Origin of the sequence: Pectobacterium sp. F1-1, assembly GCF_025643735.1 — a bacterium.
Classification (GTDB): Bacteria; Pseudomonadota; Gammaproteobacteria; order Enterobacterales; family Enterobacteriaceae; genus Pectobacterium; species Pectobacterium colocasium.
The window spans coordinates 2581278-2596379 of record NZ_CP104733.1 but is presented as its reverse complement, the minus strand read 5'-3'; the positions used below and the strand labels follow the sequence as shown (position 1 = coordinate 2596379).

General features: G+C 54.1%; 12 protein-coding genes and 2 pseudogenes. 12 read left to right on the top strand and 2 right to left on the bottom strand.

The window, feature by feature from the left end; translation table 11 throughout:
- Nucleotides 1-97: 97 nt before the first annotated feature.
- From NAL19_RS11460 to NAL19_RS11435, 6 genes are all read left to right on the top strand, one after another.
- A complete protein-coding gene (locus tag NAL19_RS11460; protein ID WP_263057392.1) occupies nucleotides 98-1177 on the top strand; it encodes an ABC transporter substrate-binding protein in 1080 nt (359 codons plus the stop codon).
- Nucleotides 1178-1219: 42 nt separating this feature from the next.
- Entirely contained in the window at nucleotides 1220-2488 is a 1269-nt protein-coding gene (locus NAL19_RS11455) for an ABC transporter permease (protein ID WP_225084813.1), read from the top strand.
- Nucleotides 2489-2524: 36 nt separating this feature from the next.
- Nucleotides 2525-3343, top strand: coding sequence for an ABC transporter permease (locus tag NAL19_RS11450; RefSeq protein WP_225084812.1), 819 nt, complete (start codon nucleotides 2525-2527; stop codon nucleotides 3341-3343).
- Nucleotides 3344-3733: 390 nt separating this feature from the next.
- Nucleotides 3734-4468: an SDR family NAD(P)-dependent oxidoreductase gene (locus NAL19_RS11445; RefSeq protein WP_039537747.1), complete on the top strand. Its 735-nt coding sequence runs from the start codon at nucleotides 3734-3736 to the stop codon at nucleotides 4466-4468.
- Complete coding sequence (locus NAL19_RS11440; RefSeq protein ID WP_263057391.1) at nucleotides 4461-5585, top strand: phosphotransferase; 1125 nt, start codon at nucleotides 4461-4463, stop codon at nucleotides 5583-5585. The genes NAL19_RS11445 and NAL19_RS11440 overlap by 8 nt, the downstream gene beginning before the upstream one ends.
- On the top strand, nucleotides 5582-6886 hold the full coding sequence (locus tag NAL19_RS11435; RefSeq protein ID WP_225084810.1) for an aspartate aminotransferase family protein: 1305 nt from the start codon (nucleotides 5582-5584) through the stop codon (nucleotides 6884-6886). Before NAL19_RS11440 ends, NAL19_RS11435 begins: the two co-directional genes overlap by 4 nt.
- A 69-nt stretch (nucleotides 6887-6955) precedes the next feature.
- On the opposite strand, the pseudogene NAL19_RS21840 reads toward NAL19_RS11435, so the two are convergent.
- Nucleotides 6956-7207: pseudogene (locus NAL19_RS21840) on the bottom strand (methyl-accepting chemotaxis protein); the annotation flags it as partial.
- A gap of 39 nt (nucleotides 7208-7246) precedes the next feature.
- Between NAL19_RS21840 and NAL19_RS11425 the strand changes: the two are divergent.
- The 5 genes and pseudogenes from NAL19_RS11425 to NAL19_RS11405 all read left to right on the top strand — a co-directional run.
- Nucleotides 7247-7937, top strand: a pseudogene (locus tag NAL19_RS11425) (IS1 family transposase); the annotation flags it as partial.
- 428 nt (nucleotides 7938-8365) lie between these two features.
- Nucleotides 8366-9388, top strand: coding sequence for a methionine ABC transporter ATP-binding protein (locus NAL19_RS11420; RefSeq protein ID WP_225084809.1), 1023 nt, complete (start codon nucleotides 8366-8368; stop codon nucleotides 9386-9388).
- A complete protein-coding gene (locus tag NAL19_RS11415; protein WP_225084808.1) occupies nucleotides 9381-10040 on the top strand; it encodes a methionine ABC transporter permease in 660 nt (219 codons plus the stop codon). Before NAL19_RS11420 ends, NAL19_RS11415 begins: the two co-directional genes overlap by 8 nt.
- Before the next feature lie 41 nt (nucleotides 10041-10081).
- On the top strand, nucleotides 10082-11194 hold the full coding sequence (gene menC / locus NAL19_RS11410; RefSeq protein ID WP_225084807.1) for an o-succinylbenzoate synthase: 1113 nt from the start codon (nucleotides 10082-10084) through the stop codon (nucleotides 11192-11194).
- Nucleotides 11195-11529: 335 nt separating this feature from the next.
- Nucleotides 11530-12339 (top strand): MetQ/NlpA family ABC transporter substrate-binding protein, encoded by an 810-nt coding sequence (locus tag NAL19_RS11405; RefSeq protein WP_225084806.1) that lies wholly within the window; start codon nucleotides 11530-11532, stop codon nucleotides 12337-12339.
- A gap of 237 nt (nucleotides 12340-12576) precedes the next feature.
- Here NAL19_RS11405 and NAL19_RS11400 read toward each other — a convergent pair whose 3' ends face one another.
- Nucleotides 12577-13995 carry a M20 family metallopeptidase gene (locus NAL19_RS11400; protein ID WP_263057390.1) on the bottom strand — a complete coding sequence of 473 codons (1419 nt, stop codon included), beginning with the start codon at nucleotides 13993-13995 and terminating at the stop codon, nucleotides 12577-12579.
- A gap of 142 nt (nucleotides 13996-14137) precedes the next feature.
- Between NAL19_RS11400 and NAL19_RS11395 the strand changes: the two genes are divergently transcribed.
- Nucleotides 14138-15073, top strand: coding sequence for a LysR family transcriptional regulator (locus NAL19_RS11395; protein WP_263057389.1), 936 nt, complete (start codon nucleotides 14138-14140; stop codon nucleotides 15071-15073).
- Nucleotides 15074-15102 lie beyond the last annotated feature (29 nt).

Sequence of the window (15102 nt, the reverse complement as noted above, 5' to 3'; positions counted from 1 at the left end):
CATGATTAAGATGATACATGATGCATCAAAAATGCAATGGGCAAAATTGTGAAACGCATTTGACCTTTACGTTGACTACCACTCCAGGAGCAAAAGAATGTCCAGACTTAATACTCTCTCCAAAGCAAAAGGACTGTTCAAGCGTCAGGCGCTGAAAAAAATCGCGGCTACGGCTTTTCTGGTGACGATGGCCTGTCAGGCACAGGCGGAATCCGTCACGGTGATCTCATTCGGCGGTTTAAACAAAGATGCGCAGGATAAGGCATTTTACAAACCGTTCGCTGCGGCGGGCAAAGGTACGGTGGAAGCCGGTGAGTATAACGGCGAAATGGCGCGTATCCGGGCGATGGTGGAAACCGGACAGGTAGGCTGGGACGTGGTGGAAGTCGAAGGCCCTGAGCTGATGCGTGGCTGTAGTGAAGGGCTGTTTGAGCCGCTGGACTGGTCAAAGCTCGGCGATCAATCCCAGTTCGTTAAAGGGGCGGTCACCGAATGCGGCGCGGGGATTTTCCTGTGGTCAACCGTTCTGACCTATAACGCACAGAAGCTGAAGCAGGCACCGAAAAGCTGGGCCGATTTCTGGAACGTGAAAGCGTATCCCGGCAAACGTGCGTTACGTAAAAGCGCCAAATTTACGCTGGAAATCGCGCTGCTGGCCGATGGCGTGAAGCGTGAAGATCTCTACAAGGTACTGGCGACGCCGCAAGGGGTCGATCGCGCCTTTAAGAAACTGGATGAGATCAAATCCAACATTCAATGGTGGGAATCTGGCGCACAGCCGCTGCAATGGCTGGTGTCGGGCGATGTGGTGATGACTTCCGCGTATAACGGTCGCGTTTCGGCGGCGCAGAAAGAAGGGCATGACTTCAAGATCGTCTGGGCTGACAGCATTTACGATCTGGATAGCTGGGCGATCGTCAAAGGCTCCAAGCACAAGGCGCTGGCGGAGCAGTTTATTGCGTTTGCCAACCAGCCGGAAAACCAGAAGGTGTTCGCCGAGAACATTCCTTATGGCCCGACACACGTCAAAACCATCAGCCTGCTAACGCCAGCCGTCGCTGCCAATCTGCCGACTGCGCCGGATAATTTGGCACAGGCATTGCAGGTAGATACTGAGTTTTGGATCGATCACGGTGAAGAGCTGGAGCAGCGTTTTAACGCCTGGGCCGCGCAGTAAAACCGTAGTGGTTGACCGTACGTGATGATGGAGAAAGAGCCTATGTCCCAAAGCGATGTCGCCGCCGCTGTACCGTCTGGCGGAAACGAGGAAAATTCGACCTTGAAGCAGCAACTATGGCTAGCGCAGAAAGCCTATAAGAAGCGTTCGCTGCTGCTGATTGCGCCGCTGTTTCTGTTTATCGTGGTGAGTTTTCTCTTCCCGATCACCTCGATTTTGGGGAAAAGCGTCTCCAATCCGGAATTGCGCGACAATATGCCACAGACCATTGCTGCTATGCGGCAATGGTCGGGCAACAATGTGCCGGATGAAGCGGTCTTTCGGGCGTTGGTCGGCGATCTGCGCGATGCCCGCAGCAGCGGCAAATTAAGCACGATCACCAAACGACTGGGGTATGAAGGGGCGGAATACCGTACCTTGATTACCCGTACATTGCGTAAGTTGCCCGCTGAGGGCAGCAGCGACATGCGCGACCAACTGATACGCGAGCAGCCGATGTGGGGAGAACTGGCGACCTGGCGAACGTTCGATCGCGCGGCGCGTCCTTTTACCAGCTATTACCTGCTGGCCGTGTTTGACCATAAAGTTGACGCCACAACGCAGCAGATTGTCCCGCAGCCTGCCGATCAGGCGCTGTATGTCGACGTGCTGCTGCGCACGTTGCTGATGGCGGGTGTGGTGACGCTATTATGTGTGGGGTTGGGGTATCCACTGGCCTATTGGCTGGCGAAGCAGCCATCTAATCGGGCAAACCTGTTGCTGATTCTGGTGTTGCTGCCGTTCTGGACATCGCTGATCGTGCGCACCGCGAGCTGGATTGTACTGCTACAGTCGGGTGGGTTGATTAACCGTTCGCTGATGAACATCGGTGTTATCGATGAACCGCTGGTGCTGGTGTTCAACCGTATTGGCGTCTACATCTCGATGACCCACATCCTGCTGCCGTTCTTTATTCTGCCGCTGTACGCGGTGATGAAAGGCATTTCCCCGAATTACGTGCGGGCGGCTGTCTCACTGGGAGCGCATCCGTTTATCGCCTTCTGGCGGGTTTATGTGCCGCAAACGTACGCGGGTGTCACGGCAGGGGCGCTGCTGGTCTTCATGATGGCGATTGGCTACTACATTACGCCAGCGCTGCTGGGCGGACCGAGTGACCAAATGCTGAGCTACTTTGTCGCGTTCTTCACCAATACCACGATGAATTGGGGAATGGCGGCCGCGCTGGGTACACAGCTGCTGGTTATCGTAACGCTGCTGTATGTGGTGTACATCCGCGTGACGCGCACCAATGCGGAAGCGGCGGCGCACTAAGCACGCTATCTGTAACCTTATACTGGGAGATAACCAATGAGACAGCAAGGTGAAGTGGTGATCCGTCTGTGGAACACGTTCTTTAATTTCTACGGGGCGGCGATGCTGTTGTTTTTGATTGTCCCTGTGCTGGTGATTGTTCCGCTTTCGTTTAATGCCGGTTCGTTTCTGAGCTACCCGCTGACGGGATTTTCCCTGCGCTGGTATCGCGAGTTTTTCAACTCCAGCGAGTGGCTGGGGGCGTTAGGCAACAGTCTGCTGATTGCCCCACTGGCTACGCTGCTGGCGACGGTACTCGGCGTGCTAGCATCCGTTGGGCTGGTACGCGGTGAGTTTCGCGGTAAATCACTGGTGATGGCGGTATTGATTTCACCGATGATTGCGCCGGTGGTGATTGTCGCGGTAGGGATGTTTTTCTTCTTTGCCAAGCTATCGCTGTTGAACAGCTATTTGGGGCTGGTATTGGCACATGCGATGCTGGGTGTGCCGTTCGTGGTGATTACGGTCACGGCGGTATTGAAGAACTACGATCACAACCTGACGCGAGCCGCGGCCAGTCTGGGCGCTTCGCCGCTGCTGGCTTTTCGTAAGGTGACGTTTCCGCTAATTGCGCCTGGCGTGTTCTCGGGGGCGCTCTTTGCCTTCGCGACGTCGTTTGATGAGGTGATCGTCACGCTGTTCCTCGCCAGTCCGCGCCAGCGCACGCTGCCGCTACAGATGTTTGCCGGTATCCGTGAGAACCTCGACCCGACGATCGCCGCCGCCGCGAGCATGATGGTGGGTGCCGCGCTCGTCCTGCTGATCGTGATGGAGATTTTACGCCGCCGTTCTGAGCGGCTACGGAGTGGGAGTTAATCCGTGTCAGAGTTATGTTTCGTGCGCGTTGATATTGTATTTCTCCCTTTGCATGGGAGAGCGCACGACCAAGGGCGGCTCAATTGCCGTCGCCCTTGGAACCCTGGCTTTTTGGCGGTTCATGATGCCGCTACGCGGTGCCTTCAGAGATAACGTTTTCCTGACGGACCGCCAGTGACGCGTTCCCTACGCGGCACTGGCTTTCGCAGCATCCATGCTGCTCATCCTGAAAAACGTTTTCTCTTCAGCATCATTTTACGCCACGAGAAAAGACCGGTTTTTGCTGAAAATTTTTTCAGCTTTTTTTAAAACCTAATTTATGATGCATCAAACACCATTTTGATGATCGTGTACAACATCATCGTGTACAACAGGCTCAGGAGATTCGGTATGACAGCACAAAAAACACTCTTGCTGACCGGTGCCAGTCGGGGCATCGGGCATGCCACCGTCAAGCATTTCCACGCGGCGGGGTGGCGGATCTTTACCGCATCGCGTCAGAACTGGGCGGAAGAGTGCCCGTGGGCGGAAAAGCTGCTCAATCACATTCATCTCGATTTGGAAGATATCGACAGCCTGCAACAGACGCTGCCGCTGATTAAGGAAAAGCTGGGCGGGCGGCTGGATGCGTTGGTCGACAACGCGGGGATTTCGCCAAAAGGCGCAGACGGGCAGCGTTTGGGCGTGCGTGACACGGATTATGCGACCTGGCTGCGGGTCTTCAACGTCAACCTGTTTTCCTGTGCGCTGTTGGCAAACGGCTTGTTCGATGAACTCAAGGCATCACAGGGCTGCGTGATTAATGTGACCTCGATTGCCGGATCGCGGGTTCATCCTTTTGCTGGTGTCGCTTATGCCACGTCAAAAGCGGCGCTGTCCGCATTGACGCGCGAAATGGCATTTGATTTTGGTCCGCACGGCGTCCGTGTGAATGCGATTGCGCCGGGAGAAATCGAAACCTCGATTTTGTCCCCTGGGACGGGCGATATCATTGAACGACAGGTGCCGATGCAGCGCTTGGGCAAACCCGAAGAGGTCGCCAGCCTGATCTATTTCCTCTGCACGTCCGGTGCCTCTTATGTCAACGGTGCGGAAATCCATATCAACGGAGGACAACATGTCTGACGGACGACTCAGCGTACTTTTCCCTTCACACCCGCCTTCGGCGTCTAATCAGCCGGTATTTGCCGAAACGGTATCGCACGACGATGAACTGATGACGCAGGCCGTACCGCAGGTTTCCTGCCCGCAGGCGCTGGCGATCGCGCAGCAGGAATATGGATTGTCCGGACAGATGACGCTGTTACAGGGCGAGCGTGATATGAATTTCTGCCTGACGGTCACGCCAGATGAGCGCTATATGCTCAAGGTGATCAACGCAGCGGAGCCTGCCGACGTCAGCGATTTCCAGACTGCGTTGCTGCTGCACCTTGCGCAGCAAGCGCCTGAATTGCCTGTACCGCGAATCCAGCCGACAACAGCAGGTCGGGCGGAAACCCGTGTTGAGATTGATGGCGAGCGGCTGCGCGTCCGGTTAGTGAGCTATCTGGCAGGCACGCCGCAGCACCTGACTGCGCCTTCAACGGCATTGATGCCGCAATTGGGCGGCACGCTGGCGCAGTTAGACAACGCACTTCACGGCTTTACGCATCCGGCGGCGAACCGCTCTCTGCTATGGGATATCAGCCGCGCAGAGCAGGTGCGTCCTTACCTTGATTTCATTTCTGAGCGGCAACAGCACCAGTATCTTCTGCGTATTTTTGACCGCTATGACAGCCGTGTCGCCCCCGCATTGGCGACCTTGCGCCGCCAGGTCATTCATAACGATTTGAATCCGCATAACGTGCTGGTCGCCGGGACGTCACCGACGCGGGTGACGGGCATTATCGATTTTGGTGACGCTGTATTGGCCCCGTTAATCTGTGAAGTGGCAACGGCGCTGGCGTACCAGGTTAGCGATGGGACGGATCTGCTGGAACATGTTGTGCCTTTTATTGCTGCGTATCACCAGAACAGGCCGCTCGCGCCGGAGGAGATCGCGCTGTTGCCGGATTTAATTGCGACCCGCATGGCGCTGACCTTAACCATCGCGCAGTGGCGGGCGTCGCGCTACCCCGATAATCGGGAGTATCTGCTGCGTAATGTACCGCGCTGTTGGCACAGTTTGCAGCGCATCGCGACCTATTCCCATGCGCAGTTTGTGACTCGTCTACAGCAGGTTTGCCCGGAGGATGTGCGATGAATCAGAGCGAAATTACGTCTGAAATGACAACGACAGAAGCGTTGCTGGCGCGCCGTCAGCGGGTATTGGGCAGCGGTTACCGCCTGTTTTATGAAGAGCCGCTGCATGTTGCGCGCGGCGAGGGCGTGTGGCTGTTTGATCATCAAGGTAGACGTTATCTGGATGTTTACAATAATGTGGCCTCGGTCGGGCATTGCCACCCGGCGGTAGTGGAGGCGATAGCGCAACAAAGCGCTCAGCTCAACACCCACACACGCTATCTGCACGCTGCAATTGTCGATTTTGCGGAAGATTTGCTGAGCGAGTTCCCCGCTGAGTTGAACAACGTGATGCTGACCTGTACCGGCAGTGAGGCCAACGATCTGGCGTTGCGCATTGCTCGACATACCACTGGGGGGACGGGCGTATTGGTCACACGCTGGGCGTATCATGGCGTGACCAGTGCGCTGGCGGAGTTGTCGCCGTCGCTGGGCGATGGCGTGGCGCGCGGTAACCATGTGAAACTGATTGATGCACCGGATACCTATCGTCAACCCGGCGCGTTTCTTACCAGTATTCGTAACGCGCTGGCACAGATGCAGTTGGAAGGCATTCGTCCCGCCGCGCTGCTCGTGGATACCATTTTCTCCAGCGATGGCGTGTTCTGCGCACCGGAAGGCGAAATGGCGCAGGCGGCGGCGCTCATTCGTCAGGCGGGCGGGTTGTTTATCGCGGATGAAGTGCAACCGGGTTTTGGCCGCACTGGGGAGTCAATGTGGGGCTTTGCGCGTCACGGCGTCGTCCCGGATTTGGTGAGTTTAGGGAAGCCGATGGGCAATGGGCATCCTATCGCCGGGCTGGTTGGACGTTCCGCATTGTTCGAGGCATTTGGGCGAGAAGTTCGCTATTTCAATACGTTCGGCGGTAATCCGGTGTCCTGCCAGGCGGCGCACGCGGTGCTACGGGTGATTCGCGAAGAGCAGTTGCAGCAGAATGCTCAGCGGGTCGGTGATTATCTGCGACAGGGGTTGCAGCAACTGGCGCAGGATTTCCCGCTACTCGGCGATATTCGGGCTTACGGCCTGTTTATCGGTGTTGAACTGGTCAGCGACCGTGAAAGCAAAGCGCCAGCAAAGGAATCCGCATTGCAGGTAGTGAATGCCATGCGCCAGCGCGGTGTGCTGATCAGCGCGACGGGGCCAGCGGCGAACGTGCTGAAAATTCGTCCGCCGCTGGTGTTTCAGGAAGAACACGCCGATGTGTTTTTAACCACGCTGAGCGAGGTATTGAAGGTCACAAACACCCACGCGCGGAAGCTATAAACCGCACGTGAGGGCCGTGATAACGGTGACTAGATACGAAACGCTGCGACGGCATGACTGAGTTCATCGGCCCGCTCGTGCGGCTTCTACCGCAGCGTTCAGCGCCAGGATGTTGGTCTGGAAGGCGATACCGTCGATCACACTAATGCTATTGGTGATTTTATCTGCGGAGGATACCATCAGTTGCATGGCGGCGGTCACATCCCCCATCATCTTGCCGCCGTCCACGGCGTGCTGCGAGGCGGTCGTTGCCAGTTGGCTGGCGTGGCGATGCGGTGCGTCAGATCGCCGCTTGCGACTTTTGGTAATGCCTTCAATCGATAGAAATTTCTGTTACTCTATGGACATTTGAGGTGTTCTGTGGCTACCGTTACCGTCCATTGTCCCCGTTGTCATTCAGATGAAATTTATCGCCATGGTCGTAGTACTTCACAACACGAGCGCTTTCGGTGTCGGTCATGTAAGCGTGTTTTCCAGTTGACTTACACCTATGAAGCGCGGAAGCCGAGAGTGAAAGAACAAATCGTTGATATGGCGCATAACGGCGCCGGTGTGCGCGATACCGCCAGAACACTGAAGATAGGCATCAACACGGTCATTCGCACCTTAAAAAACTCGCCCCGAAGCGAATAACCTCTTCTCCGGTCGCTCATGCAGTGTCGCCCTTATCTGTGAACTTGATGAGCAATGGAGTGTTGTCGGCAGCAAAGCCGTCCAACACTGGCTCTGGTATGCCCATAACACCAAAACAGGCGGCGTTCTGGCTTATACGTTCGGGCCGCAAAACGATGAAACGTGCAGTAAACTGCTGGCTCTGCTCACGCGCTTCAGCATTGGGATGATAACCAGCGACGACTGGGGCAGCTATGCGAGAGAAGTGCCGCATGAGAAGCACCTGACAGGTAAAATCTTTACACATCGCATTGAACGTAACAATCTGACGCTCCGAACCCGCATCAAGCGTCTGGCACGCAAAACGATTTGCTTCTCACGCTCAATTGAGGTTCACGAGAAAGTCATCGGCTCCTTCATCGAAAGGTACATGTTGTACTCATTGGAGGCATTACCAGAATTTCTAAAAAACAGAAGGGTGATTTGCTTTTTTTATCATTGACGCAAAGCTCATTTCTCTCTACTTTAAACAGACGAATATTTTTTAATATTCCATTGATTTATAAGTAATTAATATAACTATAACAAAAGTGACAGCCATAAATAGCCCGGTTATTCCTCAATAAAAAAGGCGTTTATCCTCAAAAGTTATACGAAAACAATAAGGCAGGCCTTGCCCTACTATGCGTCATTTAAGCGCGTTATTAAGGGAAATACAGAGGCGGTTCCCGCAGTGAGGCCTCGCCTGTGTCTCTCGATGCTTAAACGGTGGGGAGTAGATTTTGTCCTTACATCAAACAGGCATCCGTTTGCGTATGCCGACGATACGTTTCTTAAAATAGTCAGTCAGCAGGAGTGAGTCAGGTAATGATTCGGTTAGAAAACGTGAGCGTTGATTTTCCCACCGGTAAAGCAGCACAGTCCAGAGCGGTAAACAACGTCAACCTGACCATTCAACAGGGTGAAGTTTTTGGGATTGTCGGCACCAGCGGCGCGGGGAAAAGTACGCTGCTGCGGACGATCAATTTATTGCAGCGCCCGACCGAAGGGCGCGTGTTTCTGGGCGATACGCTGATTAGCGATGCGTCCGGCCGCGAACTGCGCCAGCATCGGCAGCGTATCGGGATGATATTCCAGCATTTTAATCTGATGCACACCCGTAATGTGTATGACAACGTGGCGTTCAGCCTACGTGCCGCGGGTAAGAGTAAAGAAGAGATTGCCTCGCGCGTGCCGGAAATTCTGGCGTTGGTCGGGTTACAGGACAAAGGGACAGCCTATCCGGCGCAGTTGAGCGGCGGGCAAAAACAACGAGTGGGCATTGCTCGCGCTATCGCTAATCACCCCGAAGTGCTGCTGTGTGATGAGCCGACCTCGGCGCTGGATCTGGAAACGTCAGCGTCTATTCTGGCGCTATTGAAAAGCATCAATGTCCGATTAGGTATCACAATTGTGCTTATTTCCCACGAAATGAGCGTGATTAAAAGTATTTGTCAGCGCATGGCGGTGATGACAGGCGGAAATATTGTGGAAGAGGGCGACGTCTTTACCATCTTCTCTTCGCCTCAGCACGCCTACACCAAACAGTTGGTTAGCCATACCAGTCCGGTCGAATTGCCAGAACGCTTTAAGCAGAATAATAAAGGTGTCTTGCTGAAAATACTCTTCGCCGATGACTCTGTCGAGCAGCCTATATTATCCGACGTTGCGCAGCAGTTTCAGGTATCGGTAAATATTCTGCACGGCAATATTGAATACATTAACGATCGCGCGCTGGGACATATTATCGCCCAGATTTCATACCGTGACGATCCTGCGGCGGATAATCTCGCAGCCGCTATTGCTTATATCCGACAGAATACTTTTGGGGTGGAGGTCATCAATGGCTGAGTTATGGGGTGAATTAGTTTTCGCCTTCGGTGAAACCTTCACGATGGTGTGTATTTCAACGCTGTGTGCGGTGATATTCGGCCTGCCGTTAGGTATCGCGATTTATGTGACCGATCGTCATTTATTCTGGCAAAACCGTTTTATCTATTTGGTATCAACCATTCTGGTAAACATTATCCGCTCGATCCCGTTTGTGATCCTGCTGGTGCTGTTGCTGCCATTAACACAGTTCCTGCTGGGGAACACGATAGGGCCAGTGGCTGCGGCGGTGCCGATGTCTGTCGCGGCGATTGCCTTTTATGCTCGACTGGTGGATTCCGCGCTGCGCGAAGTCGATCCCGGCATTGTGGAGGCGGCAGAAGCGTTTGGTGCCAGCCCGACGCGCATTATCGGAACCGTTCTGTTACCGGAAGCGCTGGCAGGATTATTACGTGGCCTGACGATCACGCTGGTCAGCCTGATTGGCTATTCGGCAATGGCGGGGATTGTCGGTGGCGGCGGTGTGGGCGATCTGGCGATCCGCTTCGGCTATTACCGTTATGAAACCGAAGTCATGGTGGTGACCGTGATTGCGCTGGTGGTGCTGGTGCAGGTCGTGCAAACGCTGGGTGATAGGCTATCGCGACGGGCGAATAAGCGCGAACGCCGCTAAACCACCACAGAATAGGGTATTCAGGGCAGCAGAGAGATGTCATGAAAATAGATAAAATTGTATTAAGAAAAATGAAAATGGCGTTGAAAACGCCATTTACTACCAGTTTTGCGACACAGACGGAGAAACACTTTTCCATCGCGGAAGTTCATGCGGGCGGACAGATTGGCTACGGTGATTGCTCGGCTATTTCTTTGCCGTTTTATAACGAAGAAACCAACGTCACCGCCTGGCATATTATGCGTGACTTCCTGATCCCGATGATTAAGCAGGCCGGGGATATTGAACATCCTTCGCAGGTACGTGATATTTTCGCACCGGTAAAGCGTAATAACTGCGCTAAAGCAGCAATCGAAGGCGGTATTTGGGATGCTTACGCGAAGATAAAAGGCGTACCGCTGCATCAATTATTGGGCGGTGTGCGGAATAGCGTTGAAGCCGGTGTGAGTATTGGTATTCAGGAAACGCCCGATAAATTAGTCAACGTGGTCGATAATTTCCTGAACGAAGGTTACAAGCGCATCAAAATAAAGATCAAGCCGGGAAAAGATTACGACTATATTCTGGCGCTGCGTCAGGCGTTTGGTGATATTACGCTGATGGTGGATGCCAATTCCGCCTACACCCTGAATGACATCGAGTTCTTTAAGCGCATTGATAAATTCAATCTGCTGATGATTGAACAACCGCTGGCGCACGACGATATTATCGATCACCGTAAACTTCAGGCGGCGGTAAATACACCGATCTGTCTGGACGAAAGCATTGCGTCGGTTGAAGACGCGCGTAAAGCGATCGAACTGGGCAGTGCCAAAATCATCAATATTAAAGTCGCGCGTGTCGGCGGCATTACCGAAACCAAGCTGATTCATGACTACTGTCAGGCACACAATATTCCGGTGTGGTGCGGCGGTATGCTGGATACGGCGGTCGGTAAAGCACACAACATTGCGGTATCAACGCTGCCGAACTTTATCTACGCGCACGATATTCCGCCGTCTTCCCGCTACTGGCATGAAGACTTCATGCTGCCGTTTGTTGAATTGGACAAAGATAGCTGCGTTGCGGTGCCAAATAAACCGGGAATCGGCTTCGAGATTAACCCTGAACTGTATGACAAATATTGCTACGGGCAGGAAACCTTTTTGTTTTAACGGATTATTGAATCAGCTTTTTTAGTAACCTTTTTTTAGTAAAACATGTGAGCAGTAAAACGTTATCCAACACCAGGGAATAACGTTATAAAAATAGCATAGGGCGCTACGACGCCCATAACCGTTATACGACATGGCAGCAGAGAGCGTGGGATAGAAGAGTAAAGCGTCCGCGCCAGGGATGGCGCGGCTCGAGCGTACAGGGATGTATTTACAGCGTCTTTACGATCTACCCACGCTCTCTGCCCGCCTTACTTCGTCATCAATATCATGGCACCTATTACGCCCCAAATAATGGTAAAGACTGACTAAATCAGACAGACAGGAACGCAACGATGCGATTGAAAAAACTCATTCCACTCATGCTGGCGCTGGGTATCTCTCAGGCTTATGCAGCAGATGCAGGCAAAGAAATCACCATCGGTGTCTCGCCGGGGCCGTATGGCGATATGGTCACGAAAGCGATCAAACCAGAAATGGTGAAAAAAGGCTACGATGTGAAAGTGCGCGAATTCAGCGACTACATCCAGCCGAACCTGGCCTTGTCGAACAACAGTATCGACGCCAACCTGTTTCAAAACCGCCGCTATCTTGACCGTTTCAGCGCGGATAAAGGGCTGAAACTTGCGGAAGTCATCACCGTGCCGACGGCCAGCATGGGCTTTTACTCCAACAAAGTGCGCTCGCTGAATGAGCTGAAAGCGGGCGACATCGTCACGCTGCCAAACGATCCCTCTAATCTGGCACGTTCGCTGGATTTTCTGCAAAAATACGGCCTGATCAAGATCAATCCAGAGATTACGCCGACCAAAGCCTCGCTGCGCGATATCACGGAAAACCCGAAAGGGCTGGTCTTTAAGCCGCTGGAAGCGGCACAACTGCCACGTGCATTGGGTGGCGTAACAGGGTCGCTGATTAATGCCAACTTCGCGATGGCCGCTGGCCTGAACCTGTCTGATGCAATTCAACTGGATGTGCTACCGGAAGACCTGAAAAACATGATCGTCGTGCGGGCGGAAGATGCTGATAAACCGTTTGCTCAAGATCTGAAAGCCGCCGTTCAATCTCCGGAATTCGCCGCGTTCTTTGAAGACAAAAACTCCATGTTCCACGCGTTCCAGAAGCCGGAGTGGATGAAAAAGTAATTACGGTTTTGTTTGTAATTAAGCCCTTAATCTATGTAAGTAAAGGGAACGTTTCGGGCGTATTGGTATGAGTGCTCGTTTATAACACTGTATCCCGCCCGACATAGGGCAGCTCAAACGCCGCTTGCCCTATGAACCCAGGCTGATGGCTGAAATTATGCCGCTCACTCGGCGGTCATCTCCACCTCAGCCTAATTTTTAATGCCAGTGAAAGACAGAGAAGATAAGCACTAAACATCACTCCTGACGCGCATATTCTCGGTGTTTTTCTAACAACGCATGCCCTTGCTCCCCCAGCTCCCAGAACAGGCCAGTCATGATCGCTAATCCTTCGCGGGCGACGGATTTCAGCAGGTGTTCGTTGACCGCGTGCTGACCGCATGCCGGGTAGGAGTGCGGGATCCACAGCGTCGGCAAGCCGAGGATGTCGGCGAAAACATCATTAGGCAGCGATCCGCCCAGATTCGGTAGTAGCGCGGGCTGCTTGCCGCTGATGTGCTGCATCAGTGCCAGCGTCCAGTTCACCAGCGGATCTTCCGGGTTAAAGCGCGTCGCCGGAGAGGTGTTAAGCACCTCAATGTCTACCTGCGTGAAGCCGTGCTGGTCGAGGTGCTGGCGCACATGTTGCGCCAGACGCGGCCAGTCGGTACCGACGACAAAGCGCAGTTGGCAAATGGCGGTAGCCTCGGCGGGAATAGCATTCACCGGCTTGTGCGGATTGCCAGTAATGAATGACAACACTTCCAGCGTGTTCCAGCCGAATAACCGCTCGGCAGACGTGAGTCCCTCTGCGCCCCAGTTTACGTCAATCGCCGGGTCGTCCTCACCACTGGCAGGCGTTATGGTGCTGAGGATATCCCGTAGCGCGGGCGTTAACGGCGGTGGCAGCAGGGCATCGATCTTCATCCGTCCTTGTCCGTCGACCAGACTGGCGACAGCGTTCGCCAACTGTGTCCCCGGATTGCTCAACAGCCCACCCCAGTTGCCAGAATGGTAGGCCTGCTCGCGTGCCTTGATGCGTAAGCGGAAATTGACGCAGCCGCGAGAGCCAAGGAACAGCGTCGGGCGATCTGCGCTGAGGCGCGGCCCGTCGGAGGCGATAAAGATATCGGCTGCCAGCGCCTGCTTGTGCTGTTGGCACAGCTCGGCAAGCCCCGGTGAACCAATTTCTTCGCCCATCTCGAACAGCAGTTTGCAGTTGAAGCCCAGACGCTGCCCACGCGCCTGAAATACCTGTTCCAGCGCCATCAGGTTAATACTGTGCTGGCCTTTGTTATCCGCGCTGCCGCGCCCGTACCAGTGGTCGCCTTCCTCCACCAATTCCCACGGTTTGAGCCCATCACGCCAGTTTTCTTCATCACCGAAAACCACATCCCCGTGGCCGTAAGACAGCACGGTCGGCAGGCTGGGGTCTTCAATACGTTCGGCCAACAGAAAAGGAGGATGGCGGTCGTCTGACGAGGTGATGAACGTGACGCTGAACCCCATGGCCTGCAACGCGGGTTGGATCTCATCAGCCAGATAGCGGTTCAGTGCACGCTGGTTACCGGCTTTCTGGCTCTCGCTGGCGTGGGCAATACGCCGGGCCAACGTCTGTTTAAATTCTCCGCGATCGAAACGTTCACAGGCGATACGAATAAGGTCTGCGCTAGTCATGCCTTTCCTTGCTGGATAATGTGCCGAAGTTACCGATATTTAAAGAAAAAATGAGCTTTGCAACAATAATAAAAATTGCAATTAAGCTTTGCTTTTAATATAAACCTGCGAATCCCCCGCGATGTCTGAAAGGAACACCGCCATGCACAGCACCGAGATTCGTTATTTCCTAGTGGTTGCCACCACCGGTTCGCTTAGCGCCGCCAGTCAGCACCTGTTTGTGGCCGTTTCTGCAATCAGTCGTCAAATCCAGCGGCTGGAGGAACGCATCGGCGTACCACTGTTCGAGCGTCACGCGCGTGGCATGGTGTTAAACGATGCCGGACGCATTCTGGAAAACCATGTGCGCAAGAGCATGATGGACATGGATGCTGCCGTGGCGGAGATTCAGGGGCTGAAAGCCAGCCGTCGGGCACTGCTGCGCATCGGCTGCACGGAAGGGATGGCGTTTGATCTGCTGCCGACGCTGTTTGCGCGTTTCCGCCAGCATGACCCGGATACCACCTTTGCGCTAAAAGTGGACTCGGCGATGCAGGTGTCCCAGATGATCCGCAATGGCGAAGTGGATATCGCACTCCAGTTTGCGCTGGCGCCTGAACAGGGGGTAAATGTGGAACTGGCGCTGCCTGCACCGCTGATGCTGCTGATGTCTGACGATCATCCGCTGGCGCAGCAGTCTATTCAACTGGCGGATCTGCATCCTTTCCCGTTGGCGCTGCCGGAACCGTCGACCACGCTGCGCCAGCTGTTTGACCTCTCGTGCCGCATGAACGGCACTTTTCTGGAACCGACGCTGTGTTGCAACAACTTCACCACGCTGTATTACTATGCGATGAGCACGCCGGGGGCGGTCACCGCCTGTAGCTTCTATTCCGTGATGTACAAGTGTTTGCAGGAACCGATGTGTCTGAAACCGCTGAACATCAGGCAGCTTGACCAGCGTTCGCTTCAGATTCAAACGCTGGCAGGGAAAGCCCATGCGCCCCAGCAGCAGGCTTTTCTGGATTTCATGATGGCGGAGCTGCGTCAGGGGGAAGCGTATTATCTGAGCAAGGTGGCGACGGATGCGGCTCATTGACGTCGCGCTGATTTTACGTCTTTTTCACC